At 64.3% G+C, this 19,697-nt stretch carries 18 protein-coding genes; 14 read left to right on the top strand and 4 right to left on the bottom strand.

Translation table 11 applies throughout. The features are described 5' to 3' along the window. Window positions 1-18: 18 nt before the first annotated feature. Window positions 19-528, bottom strand: coding sequence for a preprotein translocase subunit SecG (gene secG / locus ACX3OW_RS08605; RefSeq protein ID WP_459095338.1), 510 nt, complete (start codon window positions 526-528; stop codon window positions 19-21). A gap of 110 nt (window positions 529-638) precedes the next feature. After that, entirely contained in the window at window positions 639-1,394 is a 756-nt protein-coding gene (tpiA, locus tag ACX3OW_RS08600) for a triose-phosphate isomerase (RefSeq protein ID WP_459095337.1), read from the bottom strand. 120 nt (window positions 1,395-1,514) lie between these two features. On the opposite strand from tpiA, the gene ACX3OW_RS08595 reads away from it, so the two are divergent. The 10 genes from ACX3OW_RS08595 (at window position 1,515) to ACX3OW_RS08550 (ending at window position 11,030) form a co-directional block, all read left to right on the top strand. Continuing rightward, window positions 1,515-3,386 carry a peptidylprolyl isomerase gene (locus ACX3OW_RS08595; RefSeq protein ID WP_459095336.1) on the top strand — a complete coding sequence of 624 codons (1,872 nt, stop codon included), beginning with the start codon at window positions 1,515-1,517 and terminating at the stop codon, window positions 3,384-3,386. A 40-nt stretch (window positions 3,387-3,426) separates the two neighbouring features. After that, a complete protein-coding gene (trpE, locus tag ACX3OW_RS08590; RefSeq protein WP_459095335.1) occupies window positions 3,427-4,935 on the top strand; it encodes an anthranilate synthase component I in 1,509 nt (502 codons plus the stop codon). Window positions 4,936-5,192: 257 nt separating this feature from the next. After that, on the top strand, window positions 5,193-5,792 hold the full coding sequence (locus tag ACX3OW_RS08585) for an anthranilate synthase component II (protein WP_459095334.1): 600 nt from the start codon (window positions 5,193-5,195) through the stop codon (window positions 5,790-5,792). Continuing rightward, the gene (gene trpD, locus ACX3OW_RS08580; RefSeq protein ID WP_459095333.1) at window positions 5,792-6,811 is read left to right on the top strand and encodes an anthranilate phosphoribosyltransferase; all 1,020 of its coding nucleotides are present in this window, start codon (window positions 5,792-5,794) and stop codon (window positions 6,809-6,811) included. The genes ACX3OW_RS08585 and trpD overlap by 1 nt, the downstream gene beginning before the upstream one ends. Beyond that, window positions 6,808-7,620 (top strand): indole-3-glycerol phosphate synthase TrpC, encoded by an 813-nt coding sequence (gene trpC, locus ACX3OW_RS08575; RefSeq protein WP_459095332.1) that lies wholly within the window; start codon window positions 6,808-6,810, stop codon window positions 7,618-7,620. Before trpD ends, trpC begins: the two co-directional genes overlap by 4 nt. After that, window positions 7,620-8,096: a cyclic pyranopterin monophosphate synthase MoaC gene (gene moaC, locus ACX3OW_RS08570; RefSeq protein WP_459095331.1), complete on the top strand. Its 477-nt coding sequence runs from the start codon at window positions 7,620-7,622 to the stop codon at window positions 8,094-8,096. The genes trpC and moaC overlap by 1 nt, the downstream gene beginning before the upstream one ends. After that, window positions 8,093-9,295 carry a molybdopterin molybdotransferase MoeA gene (locus tag ACX3OW_RS08565; protein ID WP_459095330.1) on the top strand — a complete coding sequence of 401 codons (1,203 nt, stop codon included), beginning with the start codon at window positions 8,093-8,095 and terminating at the stop codon, window positions 9,293-9,295. The genes moaC and ACX3OW_RS08565 overlap by 4 nt, the downstream gene beginning before the upstream one ends. A gap of 87 nt (window positions 9,296-9,382) precedes the next feature. Further along, window positions 9,383-10,096, top strand: a complete 714-nt coding sequence (gene lexA, locus ACX3OW_RS08560; protein WP_459095329.1) for a transcriptional repressor LexA — start codon at window positions 9,383-9,385, stop codon at window positions 10,094-10,096. Between the two features lie 47 nt (window positions 10,097-10,143). Then, on the top strand, window positions 10,144-10,557 hold the full coding sequence (locus ACX3OW_RS08555; RefSeq protein WP_459095328.1) for an NUDIX hydrolase: 414 nt from the start codon (window positions 10,144-10,146) through the stop codon (window positions 10,555-10,557). Window positions 10,558-10,817: 260 nt separating this feature from the next. Then, window positions 10,818-11,030, top strand: coding sequence for a cold-shock protein (locus ACX3OW_RS08550; RefSeq protein WP_332688260.1), 213 nt, complete (start codon window positions 10,818-10,820; stop codon window positions 11,028-11,030). 151 nt (window positions 11,031-11,181) lie between these two features. Here ACX3OW_RS08550 and ACX3OW_RS08545 read toward each other — a convergent pair whose 3' ends face one another. After that, on the bottom strand, window positions 11,182-12,993 hold the full coding sequence (locus tag ACX3OW_RS08545; protein WP_459095327.1) for an IlvD/Edd family dehydratase: 1,812 nt from the start codon (window positions 12,991-12,993) through the stop codon (window positions 11,182-11,184). Window positions 12,994-13,276: 283 nt separating this feature from the next. On the opposite strand from ACX3OW_RS08545, the gene ACX3OW_RS08540 reads away from it, so the two are divergent. The 4 genes from ACX3OW_RS08540 to ACX3OW_RS08525 are packed head-to-tail and all read left to right on the top strand — an operon-like array spanning window position 13,277 to window position 17,670. After that, a complete protein-coding gene (locus ACX3OW_RS08540; RefSeq protein ID WP_459095326.1) occupies window positions 13,277-14,197 on the top strand; it encodes a 2-dehydro-3-deoxygalactonokinase in 921 nt (306 codons plus the stop codon). A 16-nt stretch (window positions 14,198-14,213) separates the two neighbouring features. Next, complete coding sequence (locus tag ACX3OW_RS08535; protein WP_459095325.1) at window positions 14,214-14,825, top strand: 2-dehydro-3-deoxy-6-phosphogalactonate aldolase; 612 nt, start codon at window positions 14,214-14,216, stop codon at window positions 14,823-14,825. Further along, on the top strand, window positions 14,822-15,700 hold the full coding sequence (locus ACX3OW_RS08530) for an SMP-30/gluconolactonase/LRE family protein (RefSeq protein WP_459095324.1): 879 nt from the start codon (window positions 14,822-14,824) through the stop codon (window positions 15,698-15,700). The genes ACX3OW_RS08535 and ACX3OW_RS08530 overlap by 4 nt, the downstream gene beginning before the upstream one ends. A gap of 8 nt (window positions 15,701-15,708) precedes the next feature. After that, window positions 15,709-17,670 carry a beta-galactosidase gene (locus tag ACX3OW_RS08525; RefSeq protein ID WP_459095323.1) on the top strand — a complete coding sequence of 654 codons (1,962 nt, stop codon included), beginning with the start codon at window positions 15,709-15,711 and terminating at the stop codon, window positions 17,668-17,670. Here the strand turns inward: ACX3OW_RS08525 and ACX3OW_RS08520 are convergent. Further along, window positions 17,639-19,678, bottom strand: coding sequence for a ComEC/Rec2 family competence protein (locus ACX3OW_RS08520; RefSeq protein ID WP_459095322.1), 2,040 nt, complete (start codon window positions 19,676-19,678; stop codon window positions 17,639-17,641). The genes ACX3OW_RS08525 and ACX3OW_RS08520 overlap by 32 nt on opposite strands. Between the last annotated feature and the right edge of the window lie 19 nt (window positions 19,679-19,697).

The following is a 19,697-nucleotide window of genomic DNA, read 5'->3' as shown; positions in this document are numbered from 1 at the left end:
AACTTCGCCTCGCGGCGATCAGTTGGTCGCCGGAGCCGGCGTTTCCGCAGGTGCCTCGGGCACCGGCAGGTCGCCAGAGGCGTCCGGAGTAGCAGTCGACTCGGCAGCCGGAGCAGGAGCCGGCACGGAATCCGCCGTCACCGGGTCGGCGCCAGCAGGCGCAACCGGATCGGTCGTCGGAACCGGCAGATCGGACGCCGGAGCGCCACCCTGCAGCGCATTGAGCGCATCAAGCACGCTGCCCGGTGCGGCGCCATCCTGGGTGGTGGCGGCACGGTCGAGAATGCTTGAGGTGGTGCGGTCGATTTGCGACATCACAGTCAGGCCGATTGCCGTGGCAAAAAACAAGGTCGCCAGAATCGCTGTGGAGCGGGTCAGCAGATTGGCCGAACCGCGCGCGGTCATGAAGCCGCCGCCGCCACCACCGCCACCAATGCCCAGCGCACCGCCCTCAGAGCGTTGCAGCAGGATCACGGCGATCAGCGCCAGCACGATCAGCAAATAGGCCACGATCAGGACGTTTGCCATTGTGTCTCAGTCTATAGGTCGGTCAAAAGATGCGGCCTCATACACGGCCCACGCCGCAAATGCCAGAGGCCGGGCGGAATTTCCGACCAGCTTCTGGCGCTCACGACGCACTACACAGCGGAGATAATGGTCGCGAAGTCTTTTGCCAAGAGGCTGGCGCCACCGACCAGCCCGCCATTGACGTTGTCGATGGCCAGGATTTCGCGGGCATTCTGCGGCTTGAGCGAACCACCATAGAGAATATGGATGCTCTCGCCCTGTGCGCCGAAGCGCTCGACCAGCTGGGCCCGGATCGAATTATGCATCTGGGCAATGTCGTCATTGCTCGGGGTGCGGCCGGTGCCGATGGCCCAGACCGGCTCATAGGCGACAATGACCTGATGCTGTTCGGCGGCATCGGGAATCGAACCGGCCAATTGGGCGGACACCACCGACTCGGCCCGGCCCGCATCGCGGTCGGCCTCGGTCTCGCCGACGCAAATGATTGGCTTCAGCCCGGCGCCGAGCGCGGCTTCCGCCTTGGCCCGCACCTGTTCATCGGTTTCGCCATAGCTGGCGCGGCGTTCCGAATGGCCGACGATCACATATTGGGCACCGGCATCGGCCAGCATCGGCGCGGCGAGGTCCCCGGTATGGGCGCCGGAGGCAGCGGCGTGGCAATCCTGCCCACCCGCCAGAATGCCGGCGCTCGCCCCCTGCCGTGCCACCGCAGCCAGCATGGTTGCTGGCGGGCAGATGACGACGACAGCGCGCGGAGCGTCCCCGGTGGTGAGCATGTCTGCCAGTGCCGTCAGCTGCTCCAGCGACGCCCGCAAGCCGTTCATTTTCCAGTTGCCAGCGATCAGCGGCGTGATTGTCGTTGTCATCTTTGCTCCTGTACCTCTTGCACCTGGGTAAGCTTTGCCCTAACCCCAGCTGTCAAAATGGATTACTAGTGCCCTCCCGCTGCCGCGGTAAAGCCCGGTGTTACCAACGGAACGTCTCAGATGCTCGATAGTTTGCGTGACTTTGCAAAATCCTGGCCCGGCAAGGTCATGGGCGCCTTTCTTCTGGCAGGCCTTGCGGGCTTCGGCATCAACAACGTTATCACCGATCTGGGCAGCAGCACCGTTGCCCGTGTCGGCGATGCGGAGATCAACTCCCGCCAGTTCCTGCGCGCCTATCAGAACGAAGTGAACGCCTGGGCCCAGCGCTACGGCACCTTCCCCACCGCTGAAGAAGCCATGAATTTGGGCATTCCCTCGGCCGTGCTGCAAAATCTGGCACAGGGCGCCGCATTGGACCAGATGGCCTCCAGCTTCGGCCTCGGCGTCTCCGAGCACAAGCTAAGCGAGATGCTGCGCGAGGATCCCTCGTTCCAAAACGCTCTGGGGACCTTCAATCCGACCAGCTTCAGCCAGGTGCTGCAGCAAAGCGGGATTACCGAGGCGGAATATTTCCAGACCCAGTCCGACGCCGCGCGGCGCGAACAGCTGATCCTCAGCCTGTTTGCCGACACCACGCTCCCCACCACCGCGTCCAGCCTGATCAACCGCTACATCGCCGACCAGCGCACCATCGACTATTTCGTGCTGGCCGAAACCAATATCGACACCCCCGCCGCTCCCACCGAGGCTGAGCTGACCGCTTACCTCGCCGAGCACCAGGCCGAATTCCGCACCGTCGAAACCCGCCGGGTGCAGATGCTGCGCCTGTCGACTGCCGAGCTGGCCGCCACCAAGACCATCGACGACGAGGCCATTGCCGCCGAATATGAGCGGACCAAGGCCAATCTGACCAAGCCGGAACGCCGCACCATCCAGCAGGTCGTGCTCAATGCCGAGCAGGTCACCGCCTTCGAAGCCGGTCTCGCCGCCGGTACGCCCTTCGAAGCCCTGATCGCCGAAGCCGGCCTGACCCCGACCGATCTGGGCACCATGGCCCAGGCCGACATCACCGACGCCAATCTCGCCACCGCCGCTTTTGGCCTGGCCGAGGGTGGCTTTGCCGTGATCGATGGCGTCGCCGGCAAGCGCGCCGTGCATGTCTCCGCCATTGATGCCGGCGGCGTCCCCAGCCTCGCCGATGCCCATGACCAGATCGCCGAATCCCTGGCCATGACCGCGGCCCGCAACGACATTGCCGAAGTGCAGGACCAGATCGAGGAATTGCGCGCCGCCTTCCGCCCGCTGACCGAAATCGCCCAGCGCTTTGGCCTCGACCTCTATGAGGCCGACGTCACCGCCAGCGGCACCGAACTGTCGGTCCTGCCCAATCTGGCCGCCGAAGACGCGCCGCGCGTCACCCAGGCCATTTTCAAGGCCGCCGAAGGTGCGCTGACCCCGTCCATCTCGCTGGCCGGCAATGGCAATCTGTGGTTCGACCTCAACACCATCGAACCCGCCCGCGACCAGACGCTGGACGAAGTGCGCGACACCCTGGTCGACACCGTCACCACCGAGCGCATCAACAACGCCATTCTGGCCGCCCAGGCCGATGCGGTGAAGCGGCTCGACAATGGCGAAGCCCTGGCCGACGTGGCCGCGTCCTACAACGTCTTCCCGCAGTTCAGCCTGCCCTTCACCCGCTTCGGTTCGGAAGACGGCACCGTCGATCCCGCTGTGGCCTCGGCCGCCTTTGCCGGCGACGCCAATCACCACGGCGCCACCGTCAGCCAGTCGGGCGAGTTCATCGTCTTCCAGGTCACCGACCTGACCGAAGCCGAAGGCACCCTGCCGGTGGCGGACAACACCAGCATCGAAAGCCAGGCGCGCGACGGCCTCTATGCCGATTTCATCACCGCCATCCGCGACGATGCCGGCCTGCGCATCAATCAGCAGGCGCTGGAGCAGGCGCTTACACTCAATACCGGCCTGTAAACCCACAGGCCGGACTTTTCCTGAACGGGACACCATGACGATGGCCGACGACTTGTATCAGCGCTTCTCCGAGCAATATGACGCTGGAAAATCGCAGATCGTCTGGCGTCGCATCGTGGCCGATCTCGAAACGCCCGTCGGCACCTATCTCAAGCTGGCCCAGGGTCGCCAGAACACCTTCCTGTTCGAATCCGTGCAGGACGGGGCGATCCGGGGCCGCTATTCGATCATCGGCAGCCAGCCCGACGTGATCCTCAAGGTCGAGGCCGGCACCGCCTCGATCAATCGCTCGGCCCAGATCGATGACGCCCGTTTCGAGCCCCTGCCCGCGCTGCCGCTCGACGCGCTGCGCGCTCTGGTGGCCGACAGCAAGGTCGACGTGCCCGAGGGCCTGCCGCCGCAATCGGCCGGCGTCTATGGCTTTCTCGGCTACGAGATGGTCCGCTACATGGAGAAGCTGCCCGACAGCAATCCGGACCATCTAAACACCCCCGAAGCCATCTTGATGCGGCCCTCATTGCTGGCGATTTTCGACACGCTCAAGGACGAACTGTATCTGACCGCGCCGGTCTATGTCCGTGCCGGCGTCTCGGCCCGTCAGGCCTATGAGGCCGCCGAAGCCCGCATTGACGACGCCATCGAGCGGCTGGGCCGGGCCCTGCCCCCGACTGCCGCGCTGCCCGACCTCGAATCCATCACCGTCACCAGCAACACGTCGAAAGACGAGTATTTTGCCATGGTGGCCAAGGCCAAGGACTACATCACCGCCGGCGATATTTTCCAGGTGGTGGTGAGCCAGCGTTTCGAGGCCGAATTCAATCTGCCGCCGACCGCGCTCTATCGCGCCCTGCGCCGGACCAATCCCAGCCCCTATATGTATTTCCTCGATTTCGGCGGCTTTGCCATTGCCGGCTCGAGCCCTGAAATCCTGGTGCGGGTGCAGGATGGCGAGGTCACCATTCGCCCCATCGCCGGCACCCGCAAGCGCGGCTCGACCCCGACCCGCGATGCCGAACTGGCCGCCGAACTGCTGGCCGATCCCAAGGAACTGGCCGAGCATCTGATGCTGCTCGACCTCGGCCGCAACGATGTCGGCCGCGTTGCCAAGACCGGCACGGTCAAGGTGACCGACAAATTCTTCCTCGAATATTATTCTCACGTCATGCACATCGTCTCCAATGTCGTCGGTGTGCTCGACCCGAAATATGACTTCGTCGACGCCCTCTCCGCCGGCTTCCCCGCCGGCACCGTCTCCGGCGCGCCCAAAGTGCGTGCCATGGAAATCATCGACGAGTTGGAGAAATCCAAGCGCGGCGTCTATGGTGGCTGTGTCGGCTATTTCAGCGCCGACGGCACCATGGACACCTGCATCGTGCTGCGCACCGGCATCCTCAAGGACGGCAAGCTCTATGTGCAGTCCGGCGCCGGCATCGTCGCCGACAGCCAGCCCGAGCTGGAACAGCTGGAATGCGAAAACAAGGCCCGCGCCGTCTTCAGCGCCGCCGAAGAAGCCCTCCGCTACGCCGGCGAACCGAGGATCGGGCAATGATGGGCGTGAACTTCACCTCGCCCCAATCTCGATGTCACCCCGGCCTTGAGCCGGGGCCCATCCTGAGATCAAACCGCACGACACCATCTCAGGATGGATCCCGGCTCAAGGCCGGGATGACACTGCGTTTGGGAAATCGTTCAGTGGCTGCACCAAGTCAGAAACTCACCGCCTCTCGATGGCGCAGCTGGTTCTAACGGGAGGCTCCACTGCGGAGCCGACCCAGTAGTCAAAACCACCTGCTGAGGACCAAACCCATGACCCGCACTCTCGTCATCGATAATTACGACAGCTTTACCTACAATCTTGTCCATTTCCTGGGCGAACTCGGCGCCGACCTCACCGTTGTGCGCAACGACAAGATCACCCTCGACGCCATCGCCACCATGGCCCCTGACGCCATCCTGCTGTCGCCCGGCCCGCGCACGCCCAATGAGGCGGGCATCTGCCTGGCGCTGATCGATCGCTTCCAGGCCGATATCCCCATTCTCGGTGTCTGCCTCGGCCATCAGGCCATCGGCCAGGCCATGGGTGGCGAGGTGGTGCGCGCGCCCCATCTGGTGCATGGCAAGACCTCCCGCATCAATCACACCGGCAAGGGCCTGTTCCGTGGGCTAAACGCCGGCTTCGAGGCGACGCGCTACCATTCGCTGATCGTTGACCAGAACAGCCTGCCCGATACACTCGAAGTGACGGCGACCACCGAGGATGGGCTGATCATGGGCATGCAGCACAAGACCCTGCCGCTGCATGGCGTGCAGTTCCACCCCGAAAGCATCGCTTCGGAAAACGGCCATGCGCTGCTGCAGAATTTCCTGAATCTGGCGCGCGACTTCAACCAGCAGAGGGCAGCGTAATGGATATCAAGGCAGCTCTGAACAAGATCGCCGACCGCAAGGACCTGACCGGCGAAGAAATGCGCGGCGTGATGCGCTTCATCATGGCCGGCGAAGCCACCCCCAGCCAGATCGGCGCTTTCCTGATGGGCATGCGTATCAAGGGCGAGACCGTCGGCGAAATCGCCGCCGCCGTCTCCATCATGCGCGAGCAGATGGTGCCGGTCGACGCGCCTGAAGACGCCATCGACATTGTCGGCACCGGCGGCGATGGCGGCGGCACGCTCAACATTTCGACTGCCAGCGCCATTGTTCTGGCGGCGGCGGGCGTTCCGGTGGCCAAGCATGGCAATCGCGCCCTGTCCTCCAAATCCGGCTCGTCGCAGGCGCTCGAAGCCCTCGGCGTCAAGCTCGACCTGACCCCGGCCGAAATTTCGCGCTGTATCCGCGACGCCGGCATCGGCTTCATGTTCGCGCCCAGCCACCATCCAACCATGCGCCATGTCGGCCCCGCTCGCGCCGAGCTGGGCGTGCGCACCATGTTCAACCTGCTCGGGCCGCAATCCAACCCGGCCGGCGTGCGCCGCTACATGCTGGGCGTCTATGCCCAGGAATGGGTGGAGCCCGTGGCCGCCGCCCTGCTCGCCAATCGCGCCATCAAGGCCTGGGTGGTGCATGGCAGCGACGGGCTCGACGAAATCACCGTTACCGGCCCCAGCTTCGTCGCCCAGATTGCCAATGGCGATCTGCGCAGCTTCGAGGTGACGCCCGAACAGGCCGGCCTCAAGCGGCATGATCCAAAAGACCTGCTCGGCGCTGACCCGGAATACAACGCCGCCGCCATCCATGCCCTGTTCGACGGCGCGCCGGGCGCGTATCGGGATATTGTGCTACTCAATGCCGGCGCGGCGCTGATCGTCGCCGACAAGGTTGCCGATCTGCGCGAAGGCGCCGAAGCCGCCGCTGCGGTGATCGACAGCGGCAAAGCCAAACAAACCCTCGCCCGCCTCGTGGCGGTTTCGAACGGACGAGAGCAATGAGCGATATACTCCAGCAGATTGAAGTCTATAAGCGCGAAGAAATCGCGGCAGCCAAAGCCCTGCGCCCCTGGGCCGAAGTGGTGGCTCAGGCCCACGACCAGCCGCCGACGCGCGGCTTTGTCAAAGCCCTCAAGGCCAAACGCGCGGCCGGCGATTATGCGCTGATCGCCGAGGTGAAGAAGGCCAGCCCCTCCAAGGGACTGATCCGCGCCGATTTCAACCCGGCAGCCATCGCCCGCGCCTATGAATCGGCCGGCGCGGCGTGCCTCTCGGTGCTCACCGATGGCCCCAGCTTTCAGGGCTCGCCGGAATTTCTGAAGCAAGCCCGCGCCGCGACCCAATTGCCGGTACTGCGCAAGGACTTCCTGTTTGAAACCTATCAGGTGGCCGAAGCCCGCGCCTGGGGTGCCGACTGTATCCTGATCATCCTCGCCGCTGTAGGCGATGACGTGGCGCGCTATCTGCTCGACGCCGCCCATGAGTGGAAGATGGACGCGCTGGTGGAAGTGCATGACCAGCTCGAACTCGACCGGGCGCTGGCGCTGGATGCGAGCTTTATCGGCATCAACAACCGCAATCTGCGCACCTTCGAAACCACGCTCGACACGTCGGTCAAGCTGGCCGTCGGCGTGCCCAAATCCACCCTGCTGGTCAGCGAGAGCGGCATCGTCACCCACGACCACGTGCTGATGCTCGACCGCGACGCCAATATCGGCACCTTCCTCGTCGGCGAAAGCCTGATGCGGCAGGACGACGTGGCCGCCGCCACCCGCACCCTGCTGACCGGCGCATCACAGGTCGTCGCCTGATGACCCAGGGCCTCACCCACCTCAACGCCAAGGGCGAGGCCCATATCGTCGATATCGGCGATAAGGCCGTCACCCGTCGCCGCGCCGTGGCCCAGGCCCGCATTCTGGCTCGGGCCGAAACCATCGCCCTGATCATGGGCGGCGGTCTCAAAAAGGGCGATGCGCTGGCCGTGGCCCGCATCGCCGGCATCATGGCCGCCAAAAAGACCAGCGACCTCATTCCGCTCTGCCATCCGATTCCGCTGACCAAGGTCAGCGTCGATATCGAGCAGGACGGAGCCGAAGCGATTCTCATCCACGCCACGGCGGAAACCACCGGCCAGACCGGCGTCGAAATGGAAGCGCTGCTCGCCGCCTCGACCGCCGCGCTCACCCTTTACGACATGGCCAAGGCCATCGATCGCGGCATGACCATCACCGACATGTGCCTGCTGGAAAAATCCGGTGGCAAATCCGGCGACTTCTCCCGGCCATGAGCCTGCTACCGGTCGAATCCGCCATCGCCGCCATCCTCAACCGCGTTCCTGCCCCGACGCTGGAAACCGTGCCGCTCGCCCAGGCGGCCGGTCGCGTCCTGCTTGAGCCACTGCTCGCCACTCACGACCAGCCCCCCTTCAACGCCAGCGCCATGGACGGCTACGCCATGCGCGCCGCCGATGTGGTCGACGGCCACGCCCTGACCATTGTCGGCACCTCGCAAGCCGGTGCCGGCTTCTCCGGCACAATTGAGCCCGGCCAGGCCGTCCGCATCTTCACCGGCGCCCCGGCGCCCCCCGGCGCCGATACCGTCATCATGCAGGAAGAGGCCGTCGCAGCGGACGGCGTCGTCCGTTTCACCGCCCCAGCCCGGCTCGGTCACAGCATTCGCCCCCGCGGCAACGACTTTGCCACCGGCCAGCAATTGCTCGATCCGGGCATGCGCCTCGCCCCGATGCACCTCGCCGTCGCCGCCGCCGCCAATGCCGCAACTTTGGGCGTCGCCAAACGGCCGAACATTGCCCTGCTCGCCACCGGCGACGAATTGGTGCTGCCCGGCAACCCACTCGGAGCCGACCAGATTGTTGCATCAAACAGCTTTGGTCTGGCTCCTTTGTTCGCTCCCTACGCCCAATCTGTTACCGACCACGGCATCGCGCAAGATAACCGCAAGAAACTTGCCAGCATGCTGGCAGAAATCTTCGACAATCCGCCAGATATCTTGGTGACTACTGGCGGCGCCAGCGTCGGCGATCATGACATCGTGCAGGCGGTTTTGCTCGATCTCGGCGTGAAGCTGGACTTCTGGCGCATCAACATGCGCCCCGGTAAGCCCTTGATGTTTGGGACAAAAGGCAAGACGCTGATCTTCGGCCTGCCCGGAAATCCGGTCTCCGCCATGGTCACCGCCATGGTCTTCATCCGCCCTGCCCTCCGCGCCTGGCTCGGCCACCCCGAACCCACCCCCTGGCACCTTCCGCTGGCTGGTCCGACCCCACCCAATACTGCCCGCCGCCACTTCATGCGCGCGCAGCTATTGCACACAGCTAACGGCTTGCAATTGCTGCCTATTTCGCAAACCGACAGCGGCCATACCTCGTCGCTGGCGCGCGCCGATATGCTGATTATCCAGCCCGAAAACGACCCCGGCCAACCCGCCGGCACGCTAGTCGAAGCCCTCCCCGTGGACGGTTTCTGACAGTAAAAGCCCAAGGGATATTGCAGAACATAACTGGAACACGTATGGTCGTTCCGTCTATGTTCCGATTCTGCTCCCGAGGGGTCCATGCTCACGCGCAAACAACACGAGCTGCTGATGTTCATCCACGAGCGGATGAAGGAAAGCGGTATTCCACCATCCTTTGATGAGATGAAGGATGCGCTCGACCTGGCATCCAAATCGGGCATCCACCGGCTGATCACCGCACTCGAGGAACGTGGCTTCATCCGCCGCCTGCCCAACCGGGCCCGGGCATTGGAGGTGGTCAAGCTCCCCGATTCGATGAACCCATCGCTTGGCGGCCGCAAGACCCGCTTCGAGCCCTCGGTCATCGAAGGCAATCTGGGCAAGGTGGCGTCGCCCCCCTCGCGCATGTCGGCCGCTGATGACTATGCAAGGCCGATCGCCATCCCGGTCATGGGCCGCATCGCCGCCGGCACGCCGATCGAGGCGATCCAGACCCATTCCCACACCATCATGGTGCCGCCCGAAATGCTGGGCAGCGGCGAGCATTACGCGCTCGAAGTGCGCGGCGACTCGATGATCGATGCCGGCATTTTCGATGGCGATACCGTGCTCATCAAGAAGCAGGATGTCGCCAGCACCGGCGAGATCATCGTTGCTCTGGTAGATGATGAGGAAGCAACCCTTAAACGCCTGCGCCGCAAGGGGAATACAATCGCGCTGGAAGCGGCCAATCCCGCCTATGAAACCCGCATTTTCCCGCCTGACCGGGTCAAGGTGCAGGGTCGTCTGGTTGGACTTTTGCGCAAATACTGAGCCGACGGCTTTGACCTTTGGCCGGCATGACGGGCATAAATCCTCGCATGCCGGCTCCCATCGAAAAGCTTTGCCCTGTGCTGCTCCGCCCCACGTCTGACGGGCCGGAGCTGCTGGTGTTTCGGCATCCGCTCGCCGGCGTACAACTGGTCAAGGGCACGCTTGAGGCTGATGAGACTATCGCCACCGGAGCGCTCCGCGAACTGGCCGAGGAGTCCGGCCTCACCCAAGCCATTGTGACGTCCGACCTGGGCAGCAGCCTTGCTATCGCTCCCGATCAACTCTGGCATTTTGTGCGCGTTGAGGCCGGACCGCTGGAATCACGCTGGCTTTTTGACACCGCGGATGATGGCGGCCACCGCTTTGCTTTTTTCTGGTGGCCGCTGGCGGCCGAGCCGGGTCCCGACTGGCACCCGATCTTCGTCCGGGCGCTGGCCCATATCAGGGCGGCGTTGGCGTAGCCCACTGCCGGTGTGGCGGGGATGAACAGCAAGCAGGCAGGCGGTTTGCTTGGGCTGCTGCATTGTTCTTGCAACCACTATTCGCGAGACCTTGCAATCGGCGCCATTTCGTGCCACATAGTGGGCATACGTTTTCAGCCTAAGTCGGCTGCCTAATGCCGGCGTGCCGGACCGTGGCTTCCTTCTCTACCATGCGAACGTTATTTTCCTTTGGCGTGTTGCCATTGGATAACCGCTCGTAAGAGCACAAGGAAACTATCATGTCCGTCATCACCGGCACCGTCAAATTCTTCAACACCACCAAGGGCTTCGGCTTCATTTCGCCTGAAAATGGCGGCAAGGATGCCTTCGTCCACATCTCCGCTGTTCAGCGTTCGGGCCTGCAGGGCCTGTATGAGAACGACAAGGTGACCTACGAGCTCGAGACCGGCCGTGACGGCAAGGAATCGGCAACGAACCTGACCCTGCTCTAGTTAGCAAGGCGAGCGCGCTTCGGCGCTGCTCGGTCAAGGGCCACCGCGTGAAAGCGCGGTGGCCCTTTTCTTTTGCGGGTTCTATCCCGCGCTGACCGGCAAAACAAAAGGCCCGCATCGAAATGCGGGCCTTTGCTATTTTGCCGTGCGCTTAGTGGTTGTCGCGCGGCACGCCTTCGGTCTGGGCGATGCGCTGATACTTCTCGGCTGGCTTGAGAATGGCGCCATCGCCCAGCTGGCTGACGATACCGCGCTGGATTTCCTGCCACGGCGTCTGGTGCTTGGGGTATTTGTAACCGCCCGCCGCTTCCAGTTCGGCCCGGCGCGTGGCGATGTCCTCATCCGAGATCAGGATATTGGCCTGCCCCTTGTTGAGGTCGATGCGCACCTTGTCGCCGGTCCGCAGGATAGCCAGATTGCCGCCGGCCGCTGCTTCGGGTGAAGCGTTGAGGATCGAGGGCGAACCCGAGGTGCCGGACTGGCGACCATCGCCAATGCAGGCCAGGGCATGAATGCCCTTCTTGATCAGATAGTTGGGCGGCCGCATGTTCACCACTTCGGCCGCACCGGGATAGCCGATGGGCCCTGCGCCACGCATGAACAGCAGGGTGTTTTCGTCGATTTCCAGCGCCGGATCGTCGATGCGGTGGTGATAGTCCTCGGGACCATCAAACACCACCGCCTTGCCTTCGAACATGCCGGGATGCGCCGGATTGTTGAGGTAGCGCTCCTTGAACTCGGAGGAGATGACGCTGGTCTTCATGATGGCGTTGTCGAACAGATTGCCGCGCAGCACCAGGAACCCGGCCTCCGCCTTGAGCGGATTGCCGAAATGCCGGATGACCTTGTCGTCCTGAATCACCGTGCTGGCGCAGTTTTCGCCGATGGTCTTGCCGTTGACGGTGGGCGCGTTCTCGCGGATCAGGCCCTGCGTCATCAGCTCGTTGACCACGGCGGGCACGCCGCCGGCATGGTAGAAATCCTCGCCGAGATATTCGCCGGCCGGCTGCAAATTCACCAGCAGCGGCACCTTGTGGCCCTGCTCCTGCCAATCATCGATATCCAGCGGTACGCCGATATGGCGGGCAATGGCGTTGATATGGATCGGCGCGTTGGTCGAGCCGCCAATGGCCGAATTGACCACGATGGCGTTGTGGAAATTGTCCTTGGTCATGATGTCGGACGGCTTGAGGTCTTCGTGGACCATGTCGACAATGCGCTTGCCGGTGCGATAGGCCATTTCCTGGCGGTCGCGATAGGGCGCGGGAATGGCGGCCGAACCGGGCAATTGCATGCCCAGCGCCTCGGCCAGCGAGTTCATCGTGCTGGCCGTGCCCATGGTGTTGCAGAAGCCGGTCGACGGCGCCGACGACGCCACCAGCTCGATGAACTGTGCATAGTCGATCTCGCCGGCGGCCATCATCTGGCGCGCCTTCCACACAATGGTGCCCGAGCCGGTGCGCTCGCCCTTGTGCCAGCCATTCAGCATCGGCCCAACCGACAGCGCGATGGCCGGAATATTGACGGTGGCCGCGCCCATCAGCATCGCCGGGGTGGTCTTGTCGCAACCGATGGTCAGCACCACGCCATCGAGCGGATAGCCGTACAGCACTTCGACGAGGCCGAGATAGGCCAGGTTGCGGTCGAGCCCGGCGGTGGGGCGCTTGCCGGTTTCCTGGATCGGATGCACCGGAAATTCGATGGCGATGCCGCCGGCTTCACGGATGCCCTCGCGCACGCGCTCGGCCAACACGATGTGATGGCGATTGCAGGGGCTGAGATCCGAGCCGGTCTGGGCAATGCCGATGATCGGCTTGCCCGACTGCAGTTCTTCCCGCGACACGCCAAAATTCATGTAGCGCTCAAGATAGAGCGCCGTCATATCCGGGTTGTCGGGATTGTCGAACCAGGCCCGCGAACGCAGTTTCTTGGGCGCCTCGCCCTGGCCATTGCCTGCAGTCATGTCATTTTCCTCTAGCGTCGCGAAACACACCGACGGGCCCGCGTTTGCAGCCGTTCTAACACGGCTTACGCCAGAGTGAACGCGATTCCGAAGAAAAAATCATACAATTGAACGCGGCGATGAATTCACGCCCGTCGATATTCCTCAACGCTCTGAAAACCTTACCAAACGAGGGGACCGCATGGGCCGATCCGGGCTGTTCTCTGACGCAGAATCGGGCTGGCTGAAACGGATATCAGCCATTAGGGTCGCGCCGCGACGAGGCAGGCGGTGAGGAGACGACGTGACTGAGATTGCAGACTGGGTAGCCGTTGACTGGGGCACCTCCAACCTTCGGGCCTGGGGCGTGCGCGCCGATGGCAGCGTCGCGTTCGAACGAAGCTCGCCCAAGGGGATGGGCAAGCTGACGCGCGAAGAGTTTCCTGGCGCGTTGAGCGAGGTGCTCGAGGGCGTTAGCCCGGAGCGCTCCGGCGCTATTGAGGTGCTGATCTGCGGCATGGCCGGCGCCCGCCAAGGGTGGCTGGAAGCGCCCTATCTCGAAGCGCCCACCGATTTGCGCGGGCTGTTCGACGGCGCCGTGCGCCCGGTCATGCCCGACAATTTTTTGGCCCCCGCCATCCTGCCCGGCGTCTGCCAGAAGGGCGGCGCCGACAATGTGATGCGTGGCGAAGAAACCCAGTTGCTGGGGCTGGCAGCGCTGCGCCCGGGCTTTACCGGCGTGGTCTGCATGCCCGGCACCCATTCCAAATGGGCGCAGCTCTCCGGCACCCGCATCGAGCATTTCTCCACCGCCATGACCGGCGAAATGTTTGAAGTGCTGCGCGTAAATTCCGTGCTGCGCCATTCGCTGGGCGGCGACCTCGATGGCCCCGGCCGGGCCGAGGGCTTTGCCGAAGGCGCGGCGGCCGGCCTGGCGCATCCCGAGCAATTGCTGGGCACGCTGTTCCAGGTTCGGGCCAGTTCGCTGCTTTCGGGCCGCCAGCCCGATTGGTGCGCCGGTTATCTGTCGGGCCTGCTGATCGGCACCGAGATTGGTGGCAATCGTCACCTGATCGGCACCGAGCCGGTGCCGCTGATCGGCTCGCCGGCGCTCTGCGCACTTTACACCCAGGTGCTCGCCATGATCGGCGCCACGGGCGAGGCCCAGGATACCACCGCTATCGTGCTCGCCGGCCTCAAGGCCGCGCGCAGTTTTGCCGCTTAGTTTGGAGTTCATTGCCATGAACCATCGTCACATCATCGCCATCCTGCGCGGCATTACGCCGGCCGAAACTGTGGGCGTCTGCGAGGCGCTAGTCGCCGCCGGCATCACCATGATCGAAGTGCCGCTCAATTCGCCCGATGCGCTGACCAGCATTTCCCTCGCCGTCAAGGCGCTGGGCCAGCAGGCCGCTATCGGCGCCGGCACGGTTCTCACCACCGCCAATGTCGCCGCTGTGGCCGAAGCGGGCGGCAGTTTCATCGTCTCGCCCGACACCAACACTGATGTCATCGCCGAGACGGTGCGCCGGGGCCTGCGCTCCTATCCGGGGGTCTTCTCCCCGTCCGACGCGTTCCGCGCGGTACATGCCGGTGCGACCGGTCTCAAATTCTTCCCGGCCGAAGTGCTGGGTCCCAAGGGCATCAAGGCGATGAAGGCGGTGCTTCCGCCCGAGCTGCCGCTTTATGCCGTGGGTGGCGCCAACCCCGACAATTTCCATGAATATTTCGCCGCTGGCTGCGTCGGCTTCGGCCTCGGCACCTATATCTACAAGCCCGGCATGAGCGTCGCCCAGGTGGCCGAGCGTGCCGCCGCGGCCGTCACCGCCTATGACGCGGGAGCCGCTCAGTGACCCAGACCGCGCGCCTTTTGATCGACAGCCAGTGTGCCCTGGGCGAAGGCCCGATCTGGCATGCTGGCCGCCAGCAATTGTTCTTTTTCGATATCAACGAGCAGACGCTGTTCGCGGTGACGGCGGCCGGCGAGATTGCCGATAGCTGGCTGTTCAACGAGATCGTGGCCGCCGCTGCCATCATCGATGACCACACGCTGGCGCTGGCCACCGAAACCGGCCTCAAGGAGTTCGATCTGAACACAGGCGGCATGAACCGGATCAACGAGATTGAAGCCGACAATCCGGCGACGCGCACCAATGACAGCCGGGTGCATCCATCCGGCGCGTTCTGGATCGGCACCATGACCAAGAGCGAACCGGAATCCCCGATCGGCTCGGTCTATCACTATCGCGCCGGGACGCTGACCACGCTCAAATCGGGCATTTCCATTCCCAACGCCACCTGCTTTTCGCCCGATGGCCGCATCGCCTATTGGACCGACACGCCTACCCGCAAGATCATGCAGGTGGCGACCGATCCCGATACCGGCCTGCCGGTGGGCGAATGGACGCTGTTTGCCGATGTCGCCGACGGGCGCGGCTATCCCGATGGCGCCGTGGTCGATAGCGAAGGCTATCTGTGGAACGCCAAATGGGGCGGCTCCTGCGTGGTGCGCCACGCGCCGGACGGCTCCATCGACCGCATTGTCGAAGTACCGGTAAGCCAGGTCACCTGCCCCGCTTTTGGTGGGCCGGACCTCAAAACCCTGTTCATCACCACCGCCAACAAAGGCATGAGTGCCGAACAGCTGGCCGCTGAAAAAGTCGCCGGCGGTTTGCTTGCCATCGAGGTCGACGTCGCCGGCCAGCCTGAAACGCCCATCACCCTCTGAGATCCGCCATGACCAGCCCTGCCCTCGGCGTCTGCTACTATCCGGAACACTGGCCTGAGGAGATGTGGGAGCGCGATGCGGCCCGCATGGCCGAGGTCGGCATTGCCTGGGTGCGGATTGGCGAATTCGCCTGGTCCAAGCTGGAGCCGACGCCGGGGCAGCTGACTTTCGACTGGATCATCCGCGCCATGGATGTGCTGGGTCGGCACGGACTAAAGGTGGTGTTCGGCACGCCGACCGCCACCCCGCCGCGCTGGATGATCGACAAGCATCCCGACATGCTGGCCGTCGACGCGGCAGGTCGGCGCAAGGGCTTTGGCTCGCGCCGTCACTATGATTTCAGCCATCTTGGCTATCGCGAAGAAGCCGGCCGCATCACGCGGCTGTTGGCGGAAGCAGTCGGCAATCACCCCGCGCTGGCCGCCTGGCAGACCGACAATGAATATGGCTGCCACGGCACCACCTATTCCTATTCGCCGGCCGCCAAGGAAGGTTTCCAAAATTGGCTGGCCGAGAAATATGGCTCGGTAGACGCACTGAACCAAGCTTGGGGCAACGTGTTCTGGTCGATGGAATATAACCGCTTCGATCAGGTGGAGCTGCCCAATCTGCTGGTCTGCGAGGCCGCGCCAGCGCATGATCTCGATTTCCGCCGTTTTGCCTCCGATCAGGTCGCTGCCTTCAACAAGGTGCAGTACGACATCCTCAAGGCGGCGCGGCCCGACCTGCCGGTGATCCATAATTTCATGAGCCGCTACACCGAGTTCGACCACTACGATTTGGCCGAAACGCTCGACATAGCGAGCTGGGATTCCTATCCGCTGGGGCATCTGGCGACCAGCGACGAACCGGACGAGTTCAAGCGGCTCTATATGCGGCAGGGCGATCCCGACAACGCCGCCTTCCACCACGACCTCTATCGCGCCGTCGGCCATGGCCGCATGTGGATCATGGAACAGCAGCCCGGGCCCGTGAACTGGGCCGACTTCAACCCCGATCCATTGCCCGGCATGGCCCGGATGTGGGCCTGGGAAGCCATCGCCCATGGCGCCGAAGTGGTGTCGTATTTCCGCTGGCGGCAAGCGCCGTTCGCACAAGAACAAATGCATGCCGGCCTGCTGCGGCCCGATAGCGAACCGGCGCCGGCCTATCACGAAGCCATGCAGGTGGCGCAGGAACTGCAAAGCCTTGGCATCGACGGCACGGCCAGCAAGGGCCGCGTGGCCATTGTCTATGACTACCAGAGCGAATGGGCCTGGGAAATCCAGCCGCAGGCCAAGGGCTTTTCCCATGGTGCCCATGTCCGCGCGCTCTATGCCGCCTTCCGCAAGCATGGCGTCGATATCGACATCCTGCCGCCCAGCACCAAGAGCTTTGCCGGCTACGACATTGTCGCCATTCCGGCGCTGTTCGCCTGGAATGACGATTTGCGCAGCGCTATCACCGAATTCGAGGGCCATGTGCTGATCGGCCCGCGCTCGGGCTCCAAGACCCAAGATTTCGCCATTCCCGCTACGCTGGCGCCGGACCTGCCGAGCAATCTGCTCGACGTCAAGGTGACGCGCGTCGACAGCATCGGCCCCGGCACCGATGTCGAGGTTCGTGGTGGCGGCGGCGCGGTGCGCCATTGGCGCGAGCGCATTGAGACCAAGGCCAATGTGGTGATCGAGGACGTCGAAGGCTGGCCGGTCTTGGTGTCACAAGGCAAGCTGTTCTATCTCGGCGCCAGTGGCACCAAGGCGCTGGTGCAGCGCGTGGCGGATTATCTGATCGCCGAGGTCGATTTGCCGACCCTCGCCTTGCCCGCCGGCGTTCGCTGCCGCACCCGCGATGGCTGGCGCATCTATGTGAACTACGGCGCGCAGCCGGCGACGCTGAACCCGGCCAAGGATGAGACCGGCTATGTGCTGGGGACGGCCGAGATGCCGCCCGCCGGCGTCACGGTGGCAAAACTCGCCACGGGCGCGTGAGATTGGGAATGGCGGTGCGGATCTCGAACCGCGCCGCCGCTCCATCCCAGCGCACCCAATGCACCCCGCCCGCCGCCAGCGCATCGGCGTCGATCACCGCTCCGCCGCCGCAGGTCACCGGCGCACGCATCCGGGCCACGATCAACTGGTGCAAGCCACAATCCTCGGCAAACGCCGCCGCATTGCGGATCACCGCGACCGAGAATGCATCGGTTCCGGCGATGCAGCCCAGACTATCGCAGCGCGCTCCTTGCACCTCCCCCGCAATCACCTCCTGATAATGCTCGCTCCACACATCCACGGCAAAGCTGCCGGCGCGGCCCGTCACCAGCCCCATGCCCGTCTCGGTTCGTAGCGCGACCGCCTGGGTGGTATCGGCGATGAGCAGATCGGGCCGTTGATCGAGCCCAACCAGCAGGATAAGCGGCACCGCCACGGCCGGGCCAAGCATGCGCCACCAGCTATTGAGAAAGGCGAACCAGGCCAGCGCCGCCAGCCCGATCAACAGCGCCCAATGGGTCAGCAACGGGTTACCGGTCAGGCCCTCGCTCCAGCCCGCTACCAGCTCTGCCCCGTCCACCATGCGGTCAATGCCCCAGCCCATCGCCATGACGAAGGGCCGCTCCACGCCGAACGGCATGGCCAGCACGGACAGCACGGCAAACGGCATGATGACGAGACTGACCACCGGCAGCACCAGCACGTTGCCGATTACCCCAAGCGGGGCGGTCTGCTGGAAATGATAGGCCGAAAACAGCAATGTGGCCGTGCCGGCAATGAAACTGGTCAGCGCCGTGGCCCAGACCGTCGCCCACAGCCGTAGCCCCCAGGAGCGATCTTCGGGTGGCGCGCCGCGCGGCAATTCATAAATGCCGATCAGCGCCACCACGGCGGCGAAGGATAGCTGGAAACTGGCGCGGAACACGCTGGCCGGATCGATGAGAATGATGGCGAGCGCCGCGATGGCGACATTGCGCATGGTCAGCGCCCGCCGCCCGGCCAGCACCGCGCCGAACACTAGCCCCAGCATGATGGTGGAGCGCAAGGCCGGAACATTGGCGATGCCCCCCGCCAGCAGCAGATAGCCCGCCGCCGCAACAATGCCGGCCAGCGCCGCGATTTTCTTCACTGGCCAGCGCATCGCCGTCGCCGGAATCGAGGCGAGTAGCAGCCGCAGCAGAAAATACATGCCGCCGGCGACGATGGAGAGGTGCAGCCCCGAGATGGAATAGATATGCGCCAGCCCCGAGGCCGCCATCACCTTGCGCGTCTCGTCGTCAATGGCGCTCTGGTCGCCCACCACCATGGCCCGCCCAATCGCCGCCGAAGCACCATCGAGCACCGCATCGATCCGGCCGCCGATGCTCATGCGCAGGCTTTCCACGGCGCGGGTCGCGTCCAACTCGCTGCCGCGTGCCACCAGTTCAAAGCCGCTGGTGACCGTGCCATAGGAGCCAATGCCGGCGAAATAGGCGTGGAACTGCCCGTCAAACGCCCCCGGCAGGATCGGCCCCGGCACCGGGGCCAGTCGCATATTGGCGCGGATAATGTCACCGGGGGCTAGCGGCGGCGTCGGTGGCACCACCAGCCGCGCCTTGGCAATCCGCACCGGCCGATCCCCCGCCACCGGCACCAGCTCCGACACCACGATGCGGCGGGTCTCGGCGGTGGCGGAGACAATCTCATCCACCCGCGCCTCGAACAGCCCGTAGGCCGGTCGCGCCAGCATCGAGGTGCCGAACCACAGCCCATGCAGCGGCAACAGGCAAAGCCCGGCCCAGAAGGCGATAACCAGACCGAGCAGCAGCAATGCCGGCGACCGCCAGAGCCAGACCGCGCTCAATGCCAGCGCGACAGCCACCCCGGCCAGCGCCCAGTGTTCCGGCTCAAAGGGCAGCCCGGCATAGACAACGAGACCGGCAATCATGGCGAAGGGCAGCAGCACGAATAGCCGCCGCGCGGCTATTGCCACATCGACAGCCAGCCATGGCGCCGGCGCATGCGCCACGCCGGCTGTACGCTCGCGT

Source organism: Devosia sp. A449 (assembly GCF_054489375.1).
This window is presented reverse-complemented; position numbering and strand designations above follow the sequence as displayed.

Coding starts and splice junctions, on each gene's coding strand:
- secG (WP_459095338.1), bottom strand. CDS start 528: ATGGCAAACGTCCTGATCGTGGCCTATTTGCTGATCGTGCTGGCGCTG.
- tpiA (WP_459095337.1), bottom strand. CDS start 1,394: ATGACAACGACAATCACGCCGCTGATCGCTGGCAACTGGAAAATGAAC.
- ACX3OW_RS08595 (WP_459095336.1), top strand. CDS start 1,515: ATGCTCGATAGTTTGCGTGACTTTGCAAAATCCTGGCCCGGCAAGGTC.
- trpE (WP_459095335.1), top strand. CDS start 3,427: ATGGCCGACGACTTGTATCAGCGCTTCTCCGAGCAATATGACGCTGGA.
- ACX3OW_RS08585 (WP_459095334.1), top strand. CDS start 5,193: ATGACCCGCACTCTCGTCATCGATAATTACGACAGCTTTACCTACAAT.
- trpD (WP_459095333.1), top strand. CDS start 5,792: ATGGATATCAAGGCAGCTCTGAACAAGATCGCCGACCGCAAGGACCTG.
- trpC (WP_459095332.1), top strand. CDS start 6,808: ATGAGCGATATACTCCAGCAGATTGAAGTCTATAAGCGCGAAGAAATC.
- moaC (WP_459095331.1), top strand. CDS start 7,620: ATGACCCAGGGCCTCACCCACCTCAACGCCAAGGGCGAGGCCCATATC.
- ACX3OW_RS08565 (WP_459095330.1), top strand. CDS start 8,093: ATGAGCCTGCTACCGGTCGAATCCGCCATCGCCGCCATCCTCAACCGC.
- lexA (WP_459095329.1), top strand. CDS start 9,383: ATGCTCACGCGCAAACAACACGAGCTGCTGATGTTCATCCACGAGCGG.
- ACX3OW_RS08555 (WP_459095328.1), top strand. CDS start 10,144: ATGCCGGCTCCCATCGAAAAGCTTTGCCCTGTGCTGCTCCGCCCCACG.
- ACX3OW_RS08550 (WP_332688260.1), top strand. CDS start 10,818: ATGTCCGTCATCACCGGCACCGTCAAATTCTTCAACACCACCAAGGGC.
- ACX3OW_RS08545 (WP_459095327.1), bottom strand. CDS start 12,993: ATGACTGCAGGCAATGGCCAGGGCGAGGCGCCCAAGAAACTGCGTTCG.
- ACX3OW_RS08535 (WP_459095325.1), top strand. CDS start 14,214: ATGAACCATCGTCACATCATCGCCATCCTGCGCGGCATTACGCCGGCC.
- ACX3OW_RS08525 (WP_459095323.1), top strand. CDS start 15,709: ATGACCAGCCCTGCCCTCGGCGTCTGCTACTATCCGGAACACTGGCCT.